The organism is Microbacterium sp. PAMC22086 (genome assembly GCF_019443525.1).
Classification (GTDB): domain Bacteria; phylum Actinomycetota; class Actinomycetes; order Actinomycetales; family Microbacteriaceae; genus Microbacterium; species Microbacterium maritypicum.
The window spans coordinates 2,251,520-2,267,049 of the sequence record NZ_CP080380.1; the positions used below are offsets into that span (position 1 = coordinate 2,251,520).

At 62.3% G+C, this 15,530-nt stretch carries 10 protein-coding genes and 2 pseudogenes; 7 read left to right on the forward strand and 5 right to left on the reverse strand.

Going from position 1 to position 15,530, the window contains the following annotated elements; translation table 11 throughout:
* Positions 1 to 87 precede the first annotated feature (87 nt).
* Genes KY497_RS11220 through KY497_RS11230 form a run of 3 tightly spaced genes read left to right on the forward strand, consistent with a single transcriptional unit; the run spans position 88 to position 5,832 of the window.
* Positions 88 to 1,614: a class I SAM-dependent DNA methyltransferase gene (locus tag KY497_RS11220; protein WP_219869055.1), complete on the forward strand. Its 1,527-nt coding sequence runs from the start codon at positions 88 to 90 to the stop codon at positions 1,612 to 1,614.
* Positions 1,607 to 2,848 (forward strand): hypothetical protein, encoded by a 1,242-nt coding sequence (locus KY497_RS11225; RefSeq protein WP_219869056.1) that lies wholly within the window; start codon positions 1,607 to 1,609, stop codon positions 2,846 to 2,848. Before KY497_RS11220 ends, KY497_RS11225 begins: the two co-directional genes overlap by 8 nt.
* Positions 2,845 to 5,832, forward strand: coding sequence for a type I restriction endonuclease subunit R (locus KY497_RS11230; protein ID WP_219869057.1), 2,988 nt, complete (start codon positions 2,845 to 2,847; stop codon positions 5,830 to 5,832). Before KY497_RS11225 ends, KY497_RS11230 begins: the two co-directional genes overlap by 4 nt.
* A 112-nt stretch (positions 5,833 to 5,944) precedes the next feature.
* Here KY497_RS11230 and KY497_RS11235 read toward each other — a convergent pair.
* A pseudogene (locus KY497_RS11235) lies at positions 5,945 to 7,122 on the reverse strand (IS3 family transposase).
* Positions 7,123 to 7,599: 477 nt separating this feature from the next.
* On the opposite strand from KY497_RS11235, the gene KY497_RS11240 reads away from it, so the two are divergent.
* Complete coding sequence (locus tag KY497_RS11240; RefSeq protein ID WP_219869058.1) at positions 7,600 to 7,965, forward strand: hypothetical protein; 366 nt, start codon at positions 7,600 to 7,602, stop codon at positions 7,963 to 7,965.
* A 50-nt stretch (positions 7,966 to 8,015) separates the two neighbouring features.
* On the opposite strand, the gene KY497_RS11245 is transcribed toward KY497_RS11240, so the two are convergent.
* The 4 genes from KY497_RS11245 to KY497_RS11260 form a co-directional block, all read right to left on the reverse strand.
* Positions 8,016 to 8,420, reverse strand: a complete 405-nt coding sequence (locus KY497_RS11245; RefSeq protein WP_219869059.1) for a hypothetical protein — start codon at positions 8,418 to 8,420, stop codon at positions 8,016 to 8,018.
* Positions 8,392 to 10,485, reverse strand: coding sequence for a hypothetical protein (locus KY497_RS11250; RefSeq protein ID WP_219869060.1), 2,094 nt, complete (start codon positions 10,483 to 10,485; stop codon positions 8,392 to 8,394). The genes KY497_RS11245 and KY497_RS11250 overlap by 29 nt, the downstream gene beginning before the upstream one ends.
* The gene (locus KY497_RS11255) at positions 10,485 to 11,963 is read right to left on the reverse strand and encodes a hypothetical protein (protein WP_219869061.1); all 1,479 of its coding nucleotides are present in this window, start codon (positions 11,961 to 11,963) and stop codon (positions 10,485 to 10,487) included. Before KY497_RS11255 ends, KY497_RS11250 begins: the two co-directional genes overlap by 1 nt.
* A gap of 332 nt (positions 11,964 to 12,295) precedes the next feature.
* The gene (locus tag KY497_RS11260) at positions 12,296 to 13,768 is read right to left on the reverse strand and encodes a site-specific integrase (protein ID WP_219869062.1); all 1,473 of its coding nucleotides are present in this window, start codon (positions 13,766 to 13,768) and stop codon (positions 12,296 to 12,298) included.
* A 70-nt stretch (positions 13,769 to 13,838) separates the two neighbouring features.
* On the opposite strand from KY497_RS11260, the pseudogene KY497_RS16735 reads away from it, so the two are divergent.
* The 3 genes and pseudogenes from KY497_RS16735 to dprA form a co-directional block, all read left to right on the forward strand.
* Positions 13,839 to 13,925, forward strand: a pseudogene (locus KY497_RS16735) (ATP-binding protein); the annotation flags it as partial.
* Positions 13,926 to 14,324, forward strand: coding sequence for a hypothetical protein (locus tag KY497_RS11265; RefSeq protein WP_258185970.1), 399 nt, complete (start codon positions 13,926 to 13,928; stop codon positions 14,322 to 14,324).
* Positions 14,321 to 15,517 carry a DNA-processing protein DprA gene (gene dprA, locus KY497_RS11270; RefSeq protein ID WP_219869063.1) on the forward strand — a complete coding sequence of 399 codons (1,197 nt, stop codon included), beginning with the start codon at positions 14,321 to 14,323 and terminating at the stop codon, positions 15,515 to 15,517. The genes KY497_RS11265 and dprA overlap by 4 nt, the downstream gene beginning before the upstream one ends.
* The last annotated feature ends 13 nt before the right edge of the window (positions 15,518 to 15,530 follow it).

A 15,530-nucleotide genomic window follows, 5' to 3' on the forward strand; every position in this document is an offset into this window, starting at 1 on the left:
GCCGTGCGAAGACCGCTACGGTAGGAACGTGATACCGCGCCGGCGCCCGCATTCCGGCGTTCGGCCTCGCCTCCGAAGGAAGACTGTATGACTCTGGCGCCAGCGCATCCTGATCACCTCACGCAACGTCAATTGGAACTGTCGCTGTGGCGCGCGGCAAACACGCTACGCGGACCGGTAGATCCCGGGGATTTCAAGGCATATGTGTTCCCGGTGCTGTTCTACAAGTGGATCAGCGACGTATATGACTTCCATCACGAGCAGGCACTCGACGACCTCGGAGAAGACTGGTCGCAAGACCTTGAGGATGACGACTACCAAACCTTCGTCATTCCCGAGGGAGCGCACTGGGATGACACTTTTGAGGTCACGAAGAACTCTGGGGCGAAGCTCAATAAGGCGCTCGTCGCGATTCAAGAAGCCAACCCGGGCAAGCTCGCCGGCGTCTTCGGTGACGTGAACTGGTCGAACCAGGAGCGGATCCCGCAGCCGGCTCTCCGCTCCCTCATGCAGGTCTTCGACAAGCTCACGCTAGATCCCAATCACGTCTCGGGTGACATGCTCGGCTCCGCATACGAATACCTGCTGCGGGAGTTCGCGGAAGCTTCGGGCAAGAAAGCCGGCGAGTTCTTCACCCCACGTCATGTGGTGCATCTCTTGGTGAAGATCCTCGATCCGCAGGAGAACGACTCGGTCTGTGACCCAGCCTGTGGTTCCGCAGGCATGCTCGTAGAGACGGTGGAAGCGATCAAGCAGTTGGACGGGAACACGAGGTCGCTGTTCCTATACGGCCAGGAACAGAACCTCACTACCGCGGGCATTGCGCGGATGAATCTGTATTTGCATGGGGTCGAGGACTTCGAGATCAAGCGGGGCGACACGTTCCGCGAGCCGAAGCTTCTAGATGAGGCAGGCAACCTCCGGAAATTCGATGTCGTCATCGCCAACCCGCCATTTTCCCTGGACAACTGGCCGGCTGATACCTGGGCGAAGGACAAGTACAAGCGCGCCCTGGGGGGCATCGTCCCACCGGCCAAGAAGGGCGACTGGGCGTGGATTCAGCACATGCTCTCTGTCATGAAGCCGCACACAGGAAGACTCGGTGTGGTCATGCCGCACGGCGTGCTGTTCCGTGGCGGCACTGAAACCGCGATGCGCGAATGGGTGATCGAGAACGACAGGCTGGAAGCCGTGATCGGACTGCCGCAGAACCTGTTCTACTCGACAACGATCCCGGTATGCCTGTTGATCTTCCGGGCAGAGAAGAGCCCCGACCGCAAGGAACGCGTGCTGTTTATCGATGCACGTCGCCAGTTCACTTCGAGCAAGAATCAGAACACGCTCAGCGAGGTAGACGTTGACGCGATCGACGCAGCGTACAAGCAAGGTGAGGACCTCGCCGACAAGGAGAAGCTCTCACTCGAGCTGATTCACCGTGATCGGATACGTGAACATGGCTACGACCTGAACATCGGCCGCTACCTCCAGACCGAGAACGCGGCAGAAGCAGACGTCGATGCTGCCCTGGCGTCGCTGCGTGAGGCGCAGGAGGTCATGGACAACGCGCGGGCTGCGCTGGATCTGCGTCTCAAGGAAGCTGGTATCGATGCGTGACGGATGGCGCGAGGTATCGCTCGGTGACGTCGCTGCACGCCGTGCAGATTTCACCCCCGTAGTTGCGGACCATCTCTATCGTGTCGTCGGCGTGCAGCGCAGTGGATGGGGCCTCGTCGATCGCGAACCCGCGCGTGGGGACTCGATGAAGTTTGGCAAGCTGATGCAGCTGCATGTAGGTGACCTCGTATACCGGACGATCACGGCTTTCGAAGCGCCGAGCACAGTTGTCTCGCCGGCGTATGCGGGGGCGTTTGTCACACCTCAAGCTTTTCCGGTCTATTCGATTGACCGCACCCAGCTGCTGCCGGGGTTCATGAAGCTGCTCACGACCTCCCCGACATTCCACGAGGAGATGGCTGCTCGATGCGTCGGGACGGTCCTACGTCGAAAGACACTGAGCAAGGGTGCATTCGAGTCGATTCCGATCGCGTTGCCGTCCCTCGCCAAGCAACGCCGGATCGTGGACCTGATGGCGTCGGCGGATGACGCGATCGATGCCGCGGATGCCGAGGCGGAGGCCACGGCTACTTCCCTGTCCTCAGCGATGGCGGAAATCGTTCGGTTTGGAGCTGGGAGTTCGCAGCCACTTGTCGACCTGTTTGAAACGACTCTGGGTGGTGCCTGGGGTCTTCCAGCCGGAGCGGACGAGCAGGACGTGACAGCTCTCGGGCCCTCCGCGTACAAGGGCGGGGAAGTCGCGGTGGACCCAGCTGTTGGCGCGACACGCAGCTTGAGTATCAAGCGCGCAGCAGCACGCGCTCTGCGTGTAGGCGATATCGTCCTTGAGCGATCAGGCGGTTCGCCCACGCAGCCAGTCGGTCGGGTAATTCGTATGGAGGAGGAGCACCCGTGGGTGGTTCCTTCCGACTTCATGCGACTGCTCCGAGTCGATCGAACACGCGCGGATCCAGGGTTCGTGTTCTGGTGCTTGTGGTCCGCGTACAGATCCGGGCTGGCGCGGCCGTTTCAAAAACGCACGACTAGCATCTTCAATCTCAACATCACGGAATATCTCGCAAGTGTGAGGGTTGGCGTTCCTGACATTGAGTCTCAGCGCGATATTGCGGCCCTGGGAGATGCCGGCTGGGCGGCGGTGGTCGCTGTCCGAGCCACCGCAGACGCCCTGCGCACTCTGCGATCGAACCTGCTTTCAGTGCTCCTGTCCGGGAAGCACGAGATCCCCTCGAGCTACGACCACCTACTCGACCTCGACGTGGAGGCTGCGACATGACTGGATTCACCGGGTACAACGAGAAGACGACTGTCCAAGCCGCGCTCATTGACCTTCTAGTCGATGCTGGCTGGACGCACGTCCCTGGCAAAGACCTACCGCGCACGACGCAGCAGGTTTTCATCGAGTCCGATCTTCGCGATGCCATTGAGCGGCTCAACCCTGAGCTGTCTGGGCGCGCTGAAGCGGTGCTGGCCAGAGTCCGTCAGGTCGCTCTGTCGGCGTCCGCTGAGGGCCTGATGAATATGAACGAAGAGTTCACGACGTTGCTGCGCGGCGGGGGCACAGTACTCATGCCGGACACCAATCACGACGAACCCTTTCGGCTACTGGATTTCGAGCGCCCCGAGCAAAACACGCTGCTCGTCTCGGACGAGGTGAGTTATCGAGGCGCGCGGTTTGATCTGGTGCTCTGGATCAACGGGATCCCCGTCGTTGTCGGTGAGACGAAGACACCGGTGTCGGTGATCAAGACTTGGAAACACGGCGCGAAAGATATCTACAGCACCTACGAGGAGAATCAGGCCGAATTCTTCGTCTCGAACGTGCTCTCATTCGCCACCGAGGGCAAAGACTTCCGGTACGCCGCCGTGCGGACGCCATTGGATCATTGGCAGCGGTGGGGCTCCAGTTCCGTGCCCGCGACGATCGAAGGCTGGGATCGGGTCACCATGAGCGTGAATGGTCTGCTGGCCCCGCAGGTGATCTTGAATCTCATCGAGCACTACGTGATGTACGACAAGCAGCAGGGAGGCTCCGGTCTCGGCCCCACAGCCAAGCTCCTGCCGCGGTACTTCCAGTACGACTCCGTTGAAAAGATCGTCGCGCGTGCGACCGGCGAGGAGAGCTCGCGGGGTCTGATCTACCACACTCAGGGTTCGGGGAAGACGCTCACGATGTCCTGGGTGGCGACGAGATTGTACTTCGATCCGCGGATGCGCAACCCGACCATCATCGCGGTCGCGGACCGCACGCAGCTGGTCACGCAGACATTCTCGCAGTTCGCTTCGGCTGGTGTTCCCGAACCAGTGAAAGCGCGGACAATCACCGCACTGCAAACAGCCCTACGCACGAACGAACGCGGCATTATCGCGACGACCGTGCACAAGTTTGCGGGTGCCGGTGTGCTCACCGATCGTGAAAACGTGATCCTTCTGGTGGATGAGGCCCATCGCACGCAGGAGGGCTCGCTCGGCGCTGACATGCGCGCGGCGTTGCCGAACGCCCATCGGTTCGGTTTCACTGGCACCCCTATCGCGGATCTGGACCGAAACACCTATCAGATGTTCGGCGACGAGCGAGACGCCGGCTGGGCACTGGACACGTACGATTCAGATCGTTCGATCGCCGACGGGACGACGGTTCCGATGAGGGTCATCCCTAGACCCGTCAGGTTCGACGTCGCAAAGGATGAGCTCGATGCGGCGTTCGATGCTTTGGCGGATGAGGAAGGGCTGAGCGACGCGCAGAAGGAGTCCTTCGCGCGCCGAGTCGCCAACGCCCGTGCGATCTTCCATAACCCCGAGCGGATCCAGAACGTCGCCGCCGACATCGTGGCGCACTTCTACGCCTCCATTGACCCGCACGGGATGAAGGCGCAGGTCGTCGTCGCCGACCAGGAGCTCTGCATTCTGTACGAGCAGGCCCTACAGGATCAACTTGCCAAGTCCGGTCGCGACGCCGAGGTGGCGGTGGTGATCTCCGCCACTGGAAAGAGCGAGCTCGACGCGTACAAGCTGTCGGAAGGCGAGGAGGAAGCGCTGCTCGACCGCTTCCGGGACGTCGACGATGCGCTCAAGTTCCTCGTGGTCACTGCCAAGCTGGGTACCGGGTTCAATGCCCCGATTGAGGGCGTGCTGTATCTCGACAAACCGATGAAGTTGCATACTCTGTTTCAGACGATCACGCGAACGAACAGGCCTTGGCGTCACCTTGCGACGGGCTTCACCAAGAAATACGGGACGGTTGTAGATTACGTCGGTCTCGGCGGTGCGTTCGCACGAGCGATCGCACCTAGCAACCCAGAGCACGCTCAGCGACAGATCGAGACTGATGCTCTGCTGCAGAGCCTGGACGTGGCGCTCAAGGAGATGCGGCGCCGTTTCGTTGGCATCACCCGCGATGGGTCGATGGATTCGCTGCAGCAAGCGCTGGAAAGACTCCCGCAGCAGAGCGAAGACCGTGCCGAGTATCGCGCTGAGTTCCTCTACGCGCAGGGCCTATGGGAAACTATCGCTCCCGACGAGCAGCTCTCGGAGTGGGAATCCGATTACCGATGGTATGCGCAGGTGTACGCTGCGATCCCGAACGACGGCGACGAGGATGACATTCTCTGGGAGAGACTCGGCCCGAAGACCCGCGAGCTCGTGCATGCACACATGCGAAACGTCCGTGTTGACGGCCGGAACATTGCCGTCGTCATTGCCGACGCTGAGACCATCCAGAAGATGACCGCAAACGGTCAGCTGCCGCCTGTTCCCATCGATTATGAGGGCAAGTCCGCTCAGGAAATCGTCGATAGTCTCACGGCTCGCATCCGCAAGAAGCTCGAAGGCGGAGGAACGAACATCGGCGTATACAGCTCGATAGCCGAGCGGCTGGACCAGCTTCGGCAGCGAGTAATCTCCGATGCTGACGATTCGATCCTGTGGCTCACGAGACTGTTCGAGGTAGCCACAGACCTGAAGACCGCGGAGGACGCCGACGAGGAAGGCGTGCTTGCGGATCTGCCTGATCCCAACGTGGGGATGCTCACCCGTATCTTCGAGGAGCATAAACCCGCCGGGATGACGGTGATGGTCAGCCAGATCGCGGCCGAGGTGGATGCCCTGGTCCGTCACGCCGTGCACGAGAAGTGGACGACGAAAGAGTCCTCTATGAAGGCCGTCAAGCGACAGCTCAATGCAGTGTTCAAGAAGTACGCACTTCCGCGCACCGGTGAGCCGATGGAGTCGGCGTGGCGGTACATAGTGAAGCACTACTGAAACGAGGCCCCTTCGTGGCTTTTCTTGGCTCTATCGGACTGAGACGAGACCGATCGCGCCTTCATCCGCGTCGTACTTCGGGCGTGAGGAACGAACTGGTGACAGTTTCGGTTTAGGCCGCGAGTGTGAGCGGCTCGGTTAGCTTGGCTTCGAACTCGATGGGCGTCAACCCGCCGAGGGTGTCCTGGGCTCGCTGGCGGTGATACTTCCGCTCGATCCAGACGACGATGGCGAGGCGAAGCTCCTGCCGCGTCGCCCACCGCTGCTGGTTGAGGACGTTCGTCTGCAACAGTGACCAGAAGCTCTCCATCGCCGCGTTGTCCCCGGCCGCGCCGACGCGCCCCATCGATCCGACCATGTCGTGACGGCGCAGCTCGCGGGCCATCGCCCTGCTCCGGAACTGGCTGCCCCTGTCCGCGTGCAGGATGCAGCCGGCCACCTCACCGCGGCGGGTGACGGCGTTGCGCACGGCATCGACGGCGAGCTTCGCTGTCATCCGATCCGAGATCGAGTAGCCGACGATCCGGTTCGAGAACACGTCCTTGATCGCGCAGCAGTAGAGCTTGCCTTCGCTCGTCCAATGTTCCGTGATGTCCGTGAGCCAGAGCCTGTTCGGCGCATTGGCACGGAATACCCGTTGCACGTGGTCGTCGAACACGGGAGGGCCGGCCTTCTTGCCCTTGCCCCGCCGGCGGCGTTGCGCGGACGAGAGGATCCCGGCCTGCGAGCACAGCTTCCACGCCGTCCGGCGACTCATCCGCCAGCCAGCCCGGCGCGCCTCGTCGGCCAGGTATCGGTAGCCGAACGTCGGGTCCTCGTGGTGCGCATCGTGCAGCGCATTGATCCGATAGGCGCGGAGCACATCCGCGTCCCGGATCGGGTCGCCTCTCCACCGGTAGTAGGGCTGGCGGGCGAGCTTAAGGACCCGGCACGACACCGACACGGGGATCCCCGCGTCGGCGAGCTCAGCAACGAGCGGGTATGTCATTTTGGGGAGCCACCGAGGCGCAGGTTCGCCTGCGACAGATACGCCGCCGCTCGCCTGAGGACCTCGTTCTCCTGCTCGAGCAACCGGATCCGCTTCTTCAACTCCCGCGCCTCCGCTGCGTCTGCAGCGGTCTGACCAGGACGGTTGCCGTATTCGACGTCGGCCTGACGGAGCCAGTTCTGCAACGTCGCTTCGCTGATGCCGAAGTCAGTGGCGATCTGCTTGATGGTGACGCCGCTCTCGCGGCTACGAGCGACCGCGACAACGTCCTCGCGGAACTCTCTGGGATAGGGACCAGGCATGATGACATCCTCCCCGCCAGCGCCTCCCGGCACTAACGATCAGTTGTCACCAATTCCTTCCTCACGCCCCCCTCCTGCAGACTGGGCCTACATCTTCGACGACTTTACCGACGAAGACACCGGCGAGCCTTGGGCGCTAGCAGCTGCCATCTTTATCGCTCAAACCAGGCGCAGGACTGGACGAGGTCCTACATTCGCGGAGCTCTTCACTCACCTGCTTCCAGATACCCGTGGGTTGCCAGGGCCCTTTCCGGAGGGCCTCGGGTTTATCGAGCGACGCCGCGCGATCTCCGGCTTGCGCGGTCACGTCGCCATCGATTGGCGGCGCCGAGGCATGATCAACTGGGATCAGGACGTCACCCGTAGCCTGCGGGTGGGTCGAACATTTCGTGAGCTTTCTCGCACACGCCAACTCTCCCGGCACGCGTGTGGTGGGGAAACGGCGGCCACAGTTCGGGACGAGGAGAGGGGCACACGATGACCGAGGACGTTCCCGAATCGATCCGTCGGATCATCTCGAGAATCGACCCCGGATGGCCCGAGGTCATCGAGGTGGGTCAGGGGTGGTACCCGATTCTGGCCCGACTGAATGAGCACCTCTCGGAGATGGCTCCGGGATATGTCGTCCACCAAGTGAAATCCAAGTTCGGTTCACTGAGCTTTCACGCCCAGAGTTCACAAGACCCGCTGAACTACCACGAGGAGTTTCTCGACGCGATCCGCGCAGCAGAATGGGAGAGCACCGAAGCCTGTGAAGACTGCGGTGAGCCTGCACAAACATACGTGATCCGGCTTTGGGTATGGACGCTGTGTGAAAGACACGCGGCCGACAAGCGGGCGTGATCAGGCTATGTGATCCAAGCTGCTCATGAACGACCAGCATTGGCAGTCAGTCATCGATTGCGCGGAATCCGGACGATCGTGTTCTCTGCTTCCAGATGTTGACGGAGCGCGTGGTTCTCAAGCGTGAGCCGTTGCACTTGAGCGGCAGCGAGTGCAACCTGCGACTTGAGACGCTCGATCTCACCGCGGAGTCGGACTTCCGTGTCATCCTTTCGCCCGGCGGTCGCTGGCACGGGCTTCGTGTCCGTGCGAAGGGTGCTGCGACGGTTGTCCGCGACAGATTGCGCGACGTCGCCGAAGTGCCGCCAGAACGTGCTGTTGGCGAGGCCAAGATGTTGGGCCAGTGCTCTGACGGTGAGAACCGACTCAGGCGAATGAGTTGAAAGTTCACGAATAGCGGCGCGTACTTGTTCGGCCGTCGGCAGATCAACTCGACGCGACATTTGGATCTCCATTCACGAGCGTGAGAATCTGAGTTCGTCTCTGTTTCAATCGCTCGACGAGCAGCGGCGGAAGGGCCGGGCGCTGATCGAGGTCTTCGTCGATGAGGGCAACCTCCTCTTGCCACGCAGCGAGATTGTCGTCGGTGAGGGCGACGTTGCGGCACGTGAGCGGTTGACACGACTGCAGATCCGGGCCCGTTGGGGTCTTCTGACACTGAGCCTTTGACGCGTCGTATGTGCAAGTTACATAACGCCCGGGATAGACCTCTGGTCCTCGCGCATTCAGCAGCCGAAGAAAGCGTCTGGGATCAGTTTGAACGGTGCCCGCGAATGCACCGTTCGAATTGAATTCTGAGAGTCGGGCATGAGCTTCACCCGCAGCTGGGCCGCCCAACCGAGTGTGGTCGTTTCGTTCCACCATCCCCAGCAAGTGTTCGCCGCGAGCGAGTGCCGCTTCCGCTTCTACCTCCGCTCGAAAGCCCGAGTCGCTAGTTCCGGCGTACCCCTCGAACATCTGAATGCTGTGGTGTCTGTAGGCGATTGCTCCCGCGATCGCGCCACCGGGCCTGCGCGCGATGTACCAGGCGAGCGTGCGGCGAAACTGCCGCGTCGTTAGTTGCCACGGTTGGCCGTTGTGGTTGGGGATGCCATCACTTCGGCCACGTTCCTCGCAGTAACGAGTGATCCAGCTCCGGAATCGGTTGAGCCCGCTGATCGTCCCGCCGACGGTCAGAGCCTCGTTTGTGTTGCGAGCCCCCGATCCTCGTCCAGGTCCGGTTCGAAGCGGCGCGAACAACCACGGGCTGGGGGACCCGGACGAAACCGCCAAACGCTCGAGAACGTCAATCGCACGAGCTGCTGGGGCGCCGATGACCCATGTAGCGGGGACGCCTTCAATCTCCTCTTCGCCCTTGAAAGCGAGGCTGTGGGCGAGCCAACGTGTGGGCGTGCCGTGAGAATCAGCGACGACCTCGCTAGCGCCAGTCCTCAGATGCTTGATCTCGTTGTCGCGCATTCCTGAGAGGAACGCGATGACGATGTAACAGGCAGTTTGAAGCAGCTGTGACATCGTCGATAGGGAGTCAGCCTCCCGGGGATTCGTCCGAAAGCCCTCGATCCAAGGCTCACCGTCGATTCGACCAACAATCGGCTGCTCGAGGTCCGCATATTCGGAGACCCCGAGCGCTTCGGCGAGTTCAGCCAGCTCAGCCTTGAATGGCTCCAGTGCAAGCCGATCGCACCCGACAGCACGCCCGATGGCTGCAATGTTGGGACGGCCATCACTTCCGGGGATCGGACGGCCAGCGGCACGGACGCGAGCCATATAGTCATGGATCAGCGTTTGTGCTTGGCCCCAGCGGAGCCCGCGTCGCTCAGAAGCCCCGTCACCTACCTTTCCTTTGCTTCTGCGCACGCGCCAGAGCTCGATGCCGTTCAGTATGTCGCCGGCGAATTCGTCCACGAACCGCATCGACCAGACCAGCAACGGAGCATGGATGGGCTCCGGGATACGGGAAGTCGCGTTCTCGGTGCGCTTGCCCGGGTATGGTTCCGCCATCCAGTAGTCCGTGAGCCGCGGATCGAAGGTCAGGGCTCGCGTACCGAGCGTCACTCGATACCGCCAGAGAACAGCGACGACCGTTCGGAGTGCGTATCGTTGCCAGACTGGACGGACGTTCGTGGCGAGGTATGTCTGGAAGTCGTTGAGGTCATCTACCTGCATCTCTGCGAATGCCAGACCTGGGCGGTACTCGCTCAGCCAGTTAGCGACGTGGCGGATGCGATTTTGCATTGATAAGACGGTGGCTATGCTTGGTCGATCTTCGTCGTGTGGGATCTCACCCGACAGTGCCGTGTAGCACAGGAGCTTCACGTCGGTTCGGTGCTCGATCGGCACATTCGCGAAGTACAGACTCTGAGAACGTCCACTTCGTTGCATCACAGCCGGACCTAAAATCCAGACGTCTTCACTGAAGCGTGAGGTCTCCGAGAGTGTGACACCGTCGATCAACGGACGTCCATGAAGCACGTACGGATCGAGGGCGACGGGGGCAGGAAGAGTGAAAGCGGTCGGCATTAGGAGTGCTCCCACCGGGGTTCGACGAGATCGAGTAGATGGTCATCTTGCTTTTGTTCCTCAGCGCTGCGCACTTCACCTTCCGTGAACTGTGGGAGCACGTCGTAGCGGATCGCAGTCCATGTAGGTCCGTAACGGCGCCACCAACCGTCGATCGACATATGTGTTCGGCGCTGTTCAAGTGCGTCGAGGAGAGACAACAAGTTGGGAAGGTGATCGTTGGTCACCACGCTGTTGGCGCAATGGAAGCAATCGAGAAAAGACTGCGAGCAACGTCTCCCTGTCAATGGATGGTGGGCGTGATCGCGGCAGGCCGACCAACCAGTCTCGTCCACGGCTTGCGTGTTCGAAAGGCTAGCCTCGTCGCCACTATTCCTTGGTTGCACGTCGAGACGGGTTCTTCCGCTGGCGTTGAGAGCCTTCTCGTGAGCGTCCCAGGCCGACTTCTCGACATCTGCTACCGCGTCAGACATCACATCCTGCGCCCAGTCCAGCGTTGACGGGTCGCCTGATAGGTAGTTTCGAAAGAGTACTGGCACGGTGTTCGAGCGCGTCGCTGAGGGCAGATGTCCGCCAACCGCGCGCGTTCGGCGGACGTCGACGCTCTTCTTCAACCTCGGAAAACTCAACGACAGCGCCGGTGAACCTGGGGCGGCGTCATTTGCTTTGGCGCCCGGTGCTGAGTGTTCGCTGGAGCGAAGCCCGTGGCGTGCGATCCATTCGCGGTTGCTCACCTCGGTGTTCAACGCGTTCTGGAACGGGTTGGCGACACGGTCTGGACCCGACCTTCCTGCTCCGAGCCACACGGCCCAATAGGGGTCGTCGTCTAAGAGGCTCCGTGCAGGCGCCATGAGCTGAAGCAATAGGAGGTACAGGCCCCCGGGTGTGCGAAGCTCCTGCCCTGGGTTCCCGATCTCCCAGGTTGCAGAGTTGTGCCATTTGCCGGAACCGCGGCGGCGCTTTACCAGAGAGACCTCGACTGCAACGCCTTCGATGATCCGGTGTGCGGTGGTCAGCTCCTTGATTGTCTCGACGTTCCAACCCGTGGCGTGGACGAAGAGCGCGAGCAAGGGAATGAGATCTTGCCGGGTAATGAAGACCTGCTCAGCCAGCCTCCGTCGATGCGCCATCCGGTCGAGGAAGGGCACGCCATCCGCAGAGACGCCACCGGTGAGAAGGGCGTTCTCGATGGCCGAGGCGTCAGCCTCACGTATGGGTTGGCGGAGCCGATCTCTTATCGCCGCAACATCTGAGCGGGCGGCCCTAATGATCGACCGGAGCTCGCTGTCCGAGTAGCCGGGTGCGTTCGCGCGGGTGTAGCGGGTCCGAGGACGAAACATCGCGCGGAGTGTCTCGTCAATCTGCGTGGCAAGGGGCGGTTGGTCCAAGATCGTGCCGATGGCATGGAGATGTTTGGATACGGTATTGCGATCTGAGGTTTCCGCCAGGCTTCGTTTGAACGCTGTGAAGTGTCTCACCCGCAGTTTCTCGGGTGTCGACGGAGGGTCGATGGTAGACGCCAACTGCTGCATGAAACGGGAAAGGATCGCCCAACGTCCCATGGCTGAGGAGAGAGTCCGTATAGTTCCAGCTGGACCGGTTCGCTGCGCCCAACTTTGTGCGAGCGCTTTATGCCAGCCTGGCAGCGGTAGAGCGGCGATGTCGAAGCTCCGCCTGCGCCCATCTTCACCGACGAACATAACGACAGCAGACTGATCCGCGGGAACCTCAGAGTGCCGGCCATAGTGTCCGCTCGGAACAGGCGACGGCCTCCCAACGCCTGTCGAGCCGCGCCGGCTAGGTGCGCGACTCATGACACATCCGGAGCAAGTAGGTCTGGGTCGCGTGAGTCCTCCCACTCCTCCGGAATCAGCGTCATGCGGGTGCGCATCTCGAGTTCCGCGAGCGCGTGCAAGTAGATCTGAGTGGTTTCAACGCTGCGGTGACCAAGAAGGCGTCGCACCCAATCGAGCGGGTCTCCAAACATGCGAACGTAGTACCCGCGTTGTTCCGGAGTTGCGGATTGAAGCGCCGCGATGTGACCGCGTTGCAGATGCTCGAGTGTGATGACGGCGAACGAATGACGCAGCGTATGCGCGCTTGCAGCAAGATCCACCCCATGCTGCCCGCACCGTACGTTCGCCTGGCCGAAGATGTGCTTCCAGGTGGAAACCGACATGGGGTCTCCAGCTTCTGAGAGCCAGAGAGACGCAGGCGTGACGCCGCCAGCGCTTTCGACGAAGGTGCGACGACGTTCCGCGGGGGTGAGGAGACTGACACGGACGCGCTCCGAGGAGCCAGCCAGACGGGCATGGCGCCCATCTGGTTCGAGAATGAAGCTGTTGGGTCGCAGCCGATATCGGCCGGCCGATCGCGCCCGGTCGACTACCTCCAACCGATCCGTGTTGATGTACTCGTGTACCGCACGAAGAACAGTCGAAGGAACGTAAACCCAGCGTTCAGAACCACGTTTTGCGATCGCACCGGGGAGATAGAAGCGGTGGAAACCATCGAGCTGCACGAGGTCGGGCACTTCCGATGCGAACAGGCTCGCGTGTTCTGATAGTCGCAGGCCTGTGCGGATCAGCATGTCGGCGAAGGTGCCATTGCGGGTTGCCCATCGCCCTCTAAACGCGGAATTGCGGCGGCCATCTACACGGTAACCGCGAAGCCCAACATCACGCCAGCGGCGGTAAGAGGCCGACGGCAGCCACTCGACTCTTGCACGACCCGATCCGTGCGAGCGGGTCGCGGGTGTCGTGTCCGCAGTTCTGTTCCGCCCTGGCCGCTGCCGGTGCATCCGTCGTTGACGCTGGGCGATCGGAGTTTCAGGCAAATTTCGTTCGCGCACTTGCCATGTGAAAAATCGGTTTGCGGCAGCTAACTCTCGGTCCCATGTTGAGGCGGCGACGCGCGCTCCGGCGGGGTCTTCGCGTCGCCAAGCGAAATATGCCTCATGATCATTCGCCGTTGCATCGCGCCAGCCCTTGGCGCCGCGATTGGTATGGAGAAAGTTGAAGAACGCAACGAGGTCGCCGGCATATCCGACGCGCGTCGACATGCTCGAGCCCAGCATGTCCGCGGAGTGGAAAAAGGTATTGAGCTCAAGATCGTACTCGAACGATGGGCTCAACAAGTAGGGCGTCCCTGGAGGAATCGAGGGCAACGATCGCGCGAACACCCGCGCGGTTACGTCCTCCTCGTCTGGGCCGTTGCTCCGGACCTGCTCGTATCTAAAGAGTCGCCAAGCTCCTGCGTGCACTACGGCTGTTGAGAGATCCACGCGACTAGCGAAACCGCTCGTGAAGCCAATGAACACTGGACACGCCGCGAAGTGGGTCTAAAACCTCGCGATGAACCCCTGCCCGTGTGGGAATCATGGTGTTCGCGGTGCCGAGTGCGTCTGCCCTCCCATGTCGATCAGGCGATACTCCACTCGGTTGTCCGGACCGCTCCGTGATCGCATCGACATCGATCTGCAGGTGAACCGTGTCGCCGCATCGCGAGCGATGGCGGGCAAGAGAGGCGATCTCTCCACGGCGCAGGCGCGTGATCGTGTCGCTGCCGCTCGGGCGCGGGCAGCCTCCCGATGGAACGGAACCCGCTGGCGTCGTAACGGCGATGTTCCGGGCACGTGGTTGCGACAGGGACCGCACCGGCTGCCTGCGGTGACGCGCTCTCCCCTCGATCGCGCGCTGGAGCGCGGGGCTCTCACGCTCCGTGGCTATGACCGGGTTCTGCGCGTCGCCTGGACGATGGCGGATCTGGCGGAGATCGAGCGGCCAGGCATCGACGAGATCGGACGCGCACTGCACCTTCGACGGGGGCTGCCGCGATGATCGACCTGCTGCTGGCCGAGTCCGAGATCAGCGATCTCGCGCGTCGCATCCATCCGGGGGAGAACCCGGAGGAGTGCATCGCGCGCGCCGCGTGGACGGTGATCGCTGAGCCTGGTGACGCGGTGGCCGGTGCACTGATCCAGTCGGCGGGAGCGGTGGAAGCCCTCGCGCTGGCCGTCGGAGATTCCTCATCGCTGCTCGCACCGGGCGGTGCGAGCGCCGCCGCGTCGCGCGCACTCCGCGAGGGACGCGCTCGATGGCGCACGCGCGCAGACCCCCTTGCGGTGGGCGCTGCTCTGCGCAGCGCCGCCGACGTCGACGCAAAGCTCGTGATCCCCGGTGACGTGGCGTGGCCGGCTGCTCTGGAAGACCTCGGTCCCCACGCTCCGAGCGCGCTCTGGGTGCGAGGTCGTACCGAACTGCTCACCCGCGAACCTCGCGTGTCGATCGTCGGGGCGCGAGCATCCAGCGGCTACGGCGAACACGTCGCGACAGAACTGGCCGGTGATCTCGCTGCTACCGGGGCGGTGATCGTCTCGGGCGGTGCCTACGGGATCGATGGTGCAGCGCATCGAGCGGCTCTCGGCGTACAGGGTGCGACCATAGCGTTTCTCGCTGGGGGAGTGGATCGTGCCTACCCGGCCGGACATCAGTCGCTCCTGAGACGAATAGCGGAGGAGGGGGCGCTCGTGAGCGAGCCGCCCTGCGGCGCGGCGCCCACGAAGTGGCGGTTTCTTGCGAGGAACCGTCTGATTGCGGCGCTCGGGCACGCGACGGTCGTCGTCGAGGCAGGGTGGCGCAGCGGATCATTGAACACCGCCGGTCACGCGGCTGCTCTCGGTCGCCCTCTGGGCGCTGTCCCCGGGCCTGTGACCTCGGCTTCTTCGGCCGGATGTCATCGTCTCCTGCGCGAGTATGACGCGCAATGCGTCACCTCAGCCCGGGAGGTGAGAGAACTGCTCGGCTCGCTCGACGACGGATACGAGCAGGGAGCGCACGTCCGGGAGTCGAGCCATACCCGTGTTCTCGACGCCCTGGGAACCAGGTCGCGACTGCCGATAGATGAGGTGGCCCGTCGCTCTGGTTTGTCGCCGGATCGCGTCCGGACGGTGCTCGGCCTCCTGCACCTGGAGGGGGACGTCGCACTCGACGGCGGGGGGTGGTATCGAGCGCCCGCGTCCCCATCGCGCTGATTGCCGGGCATCT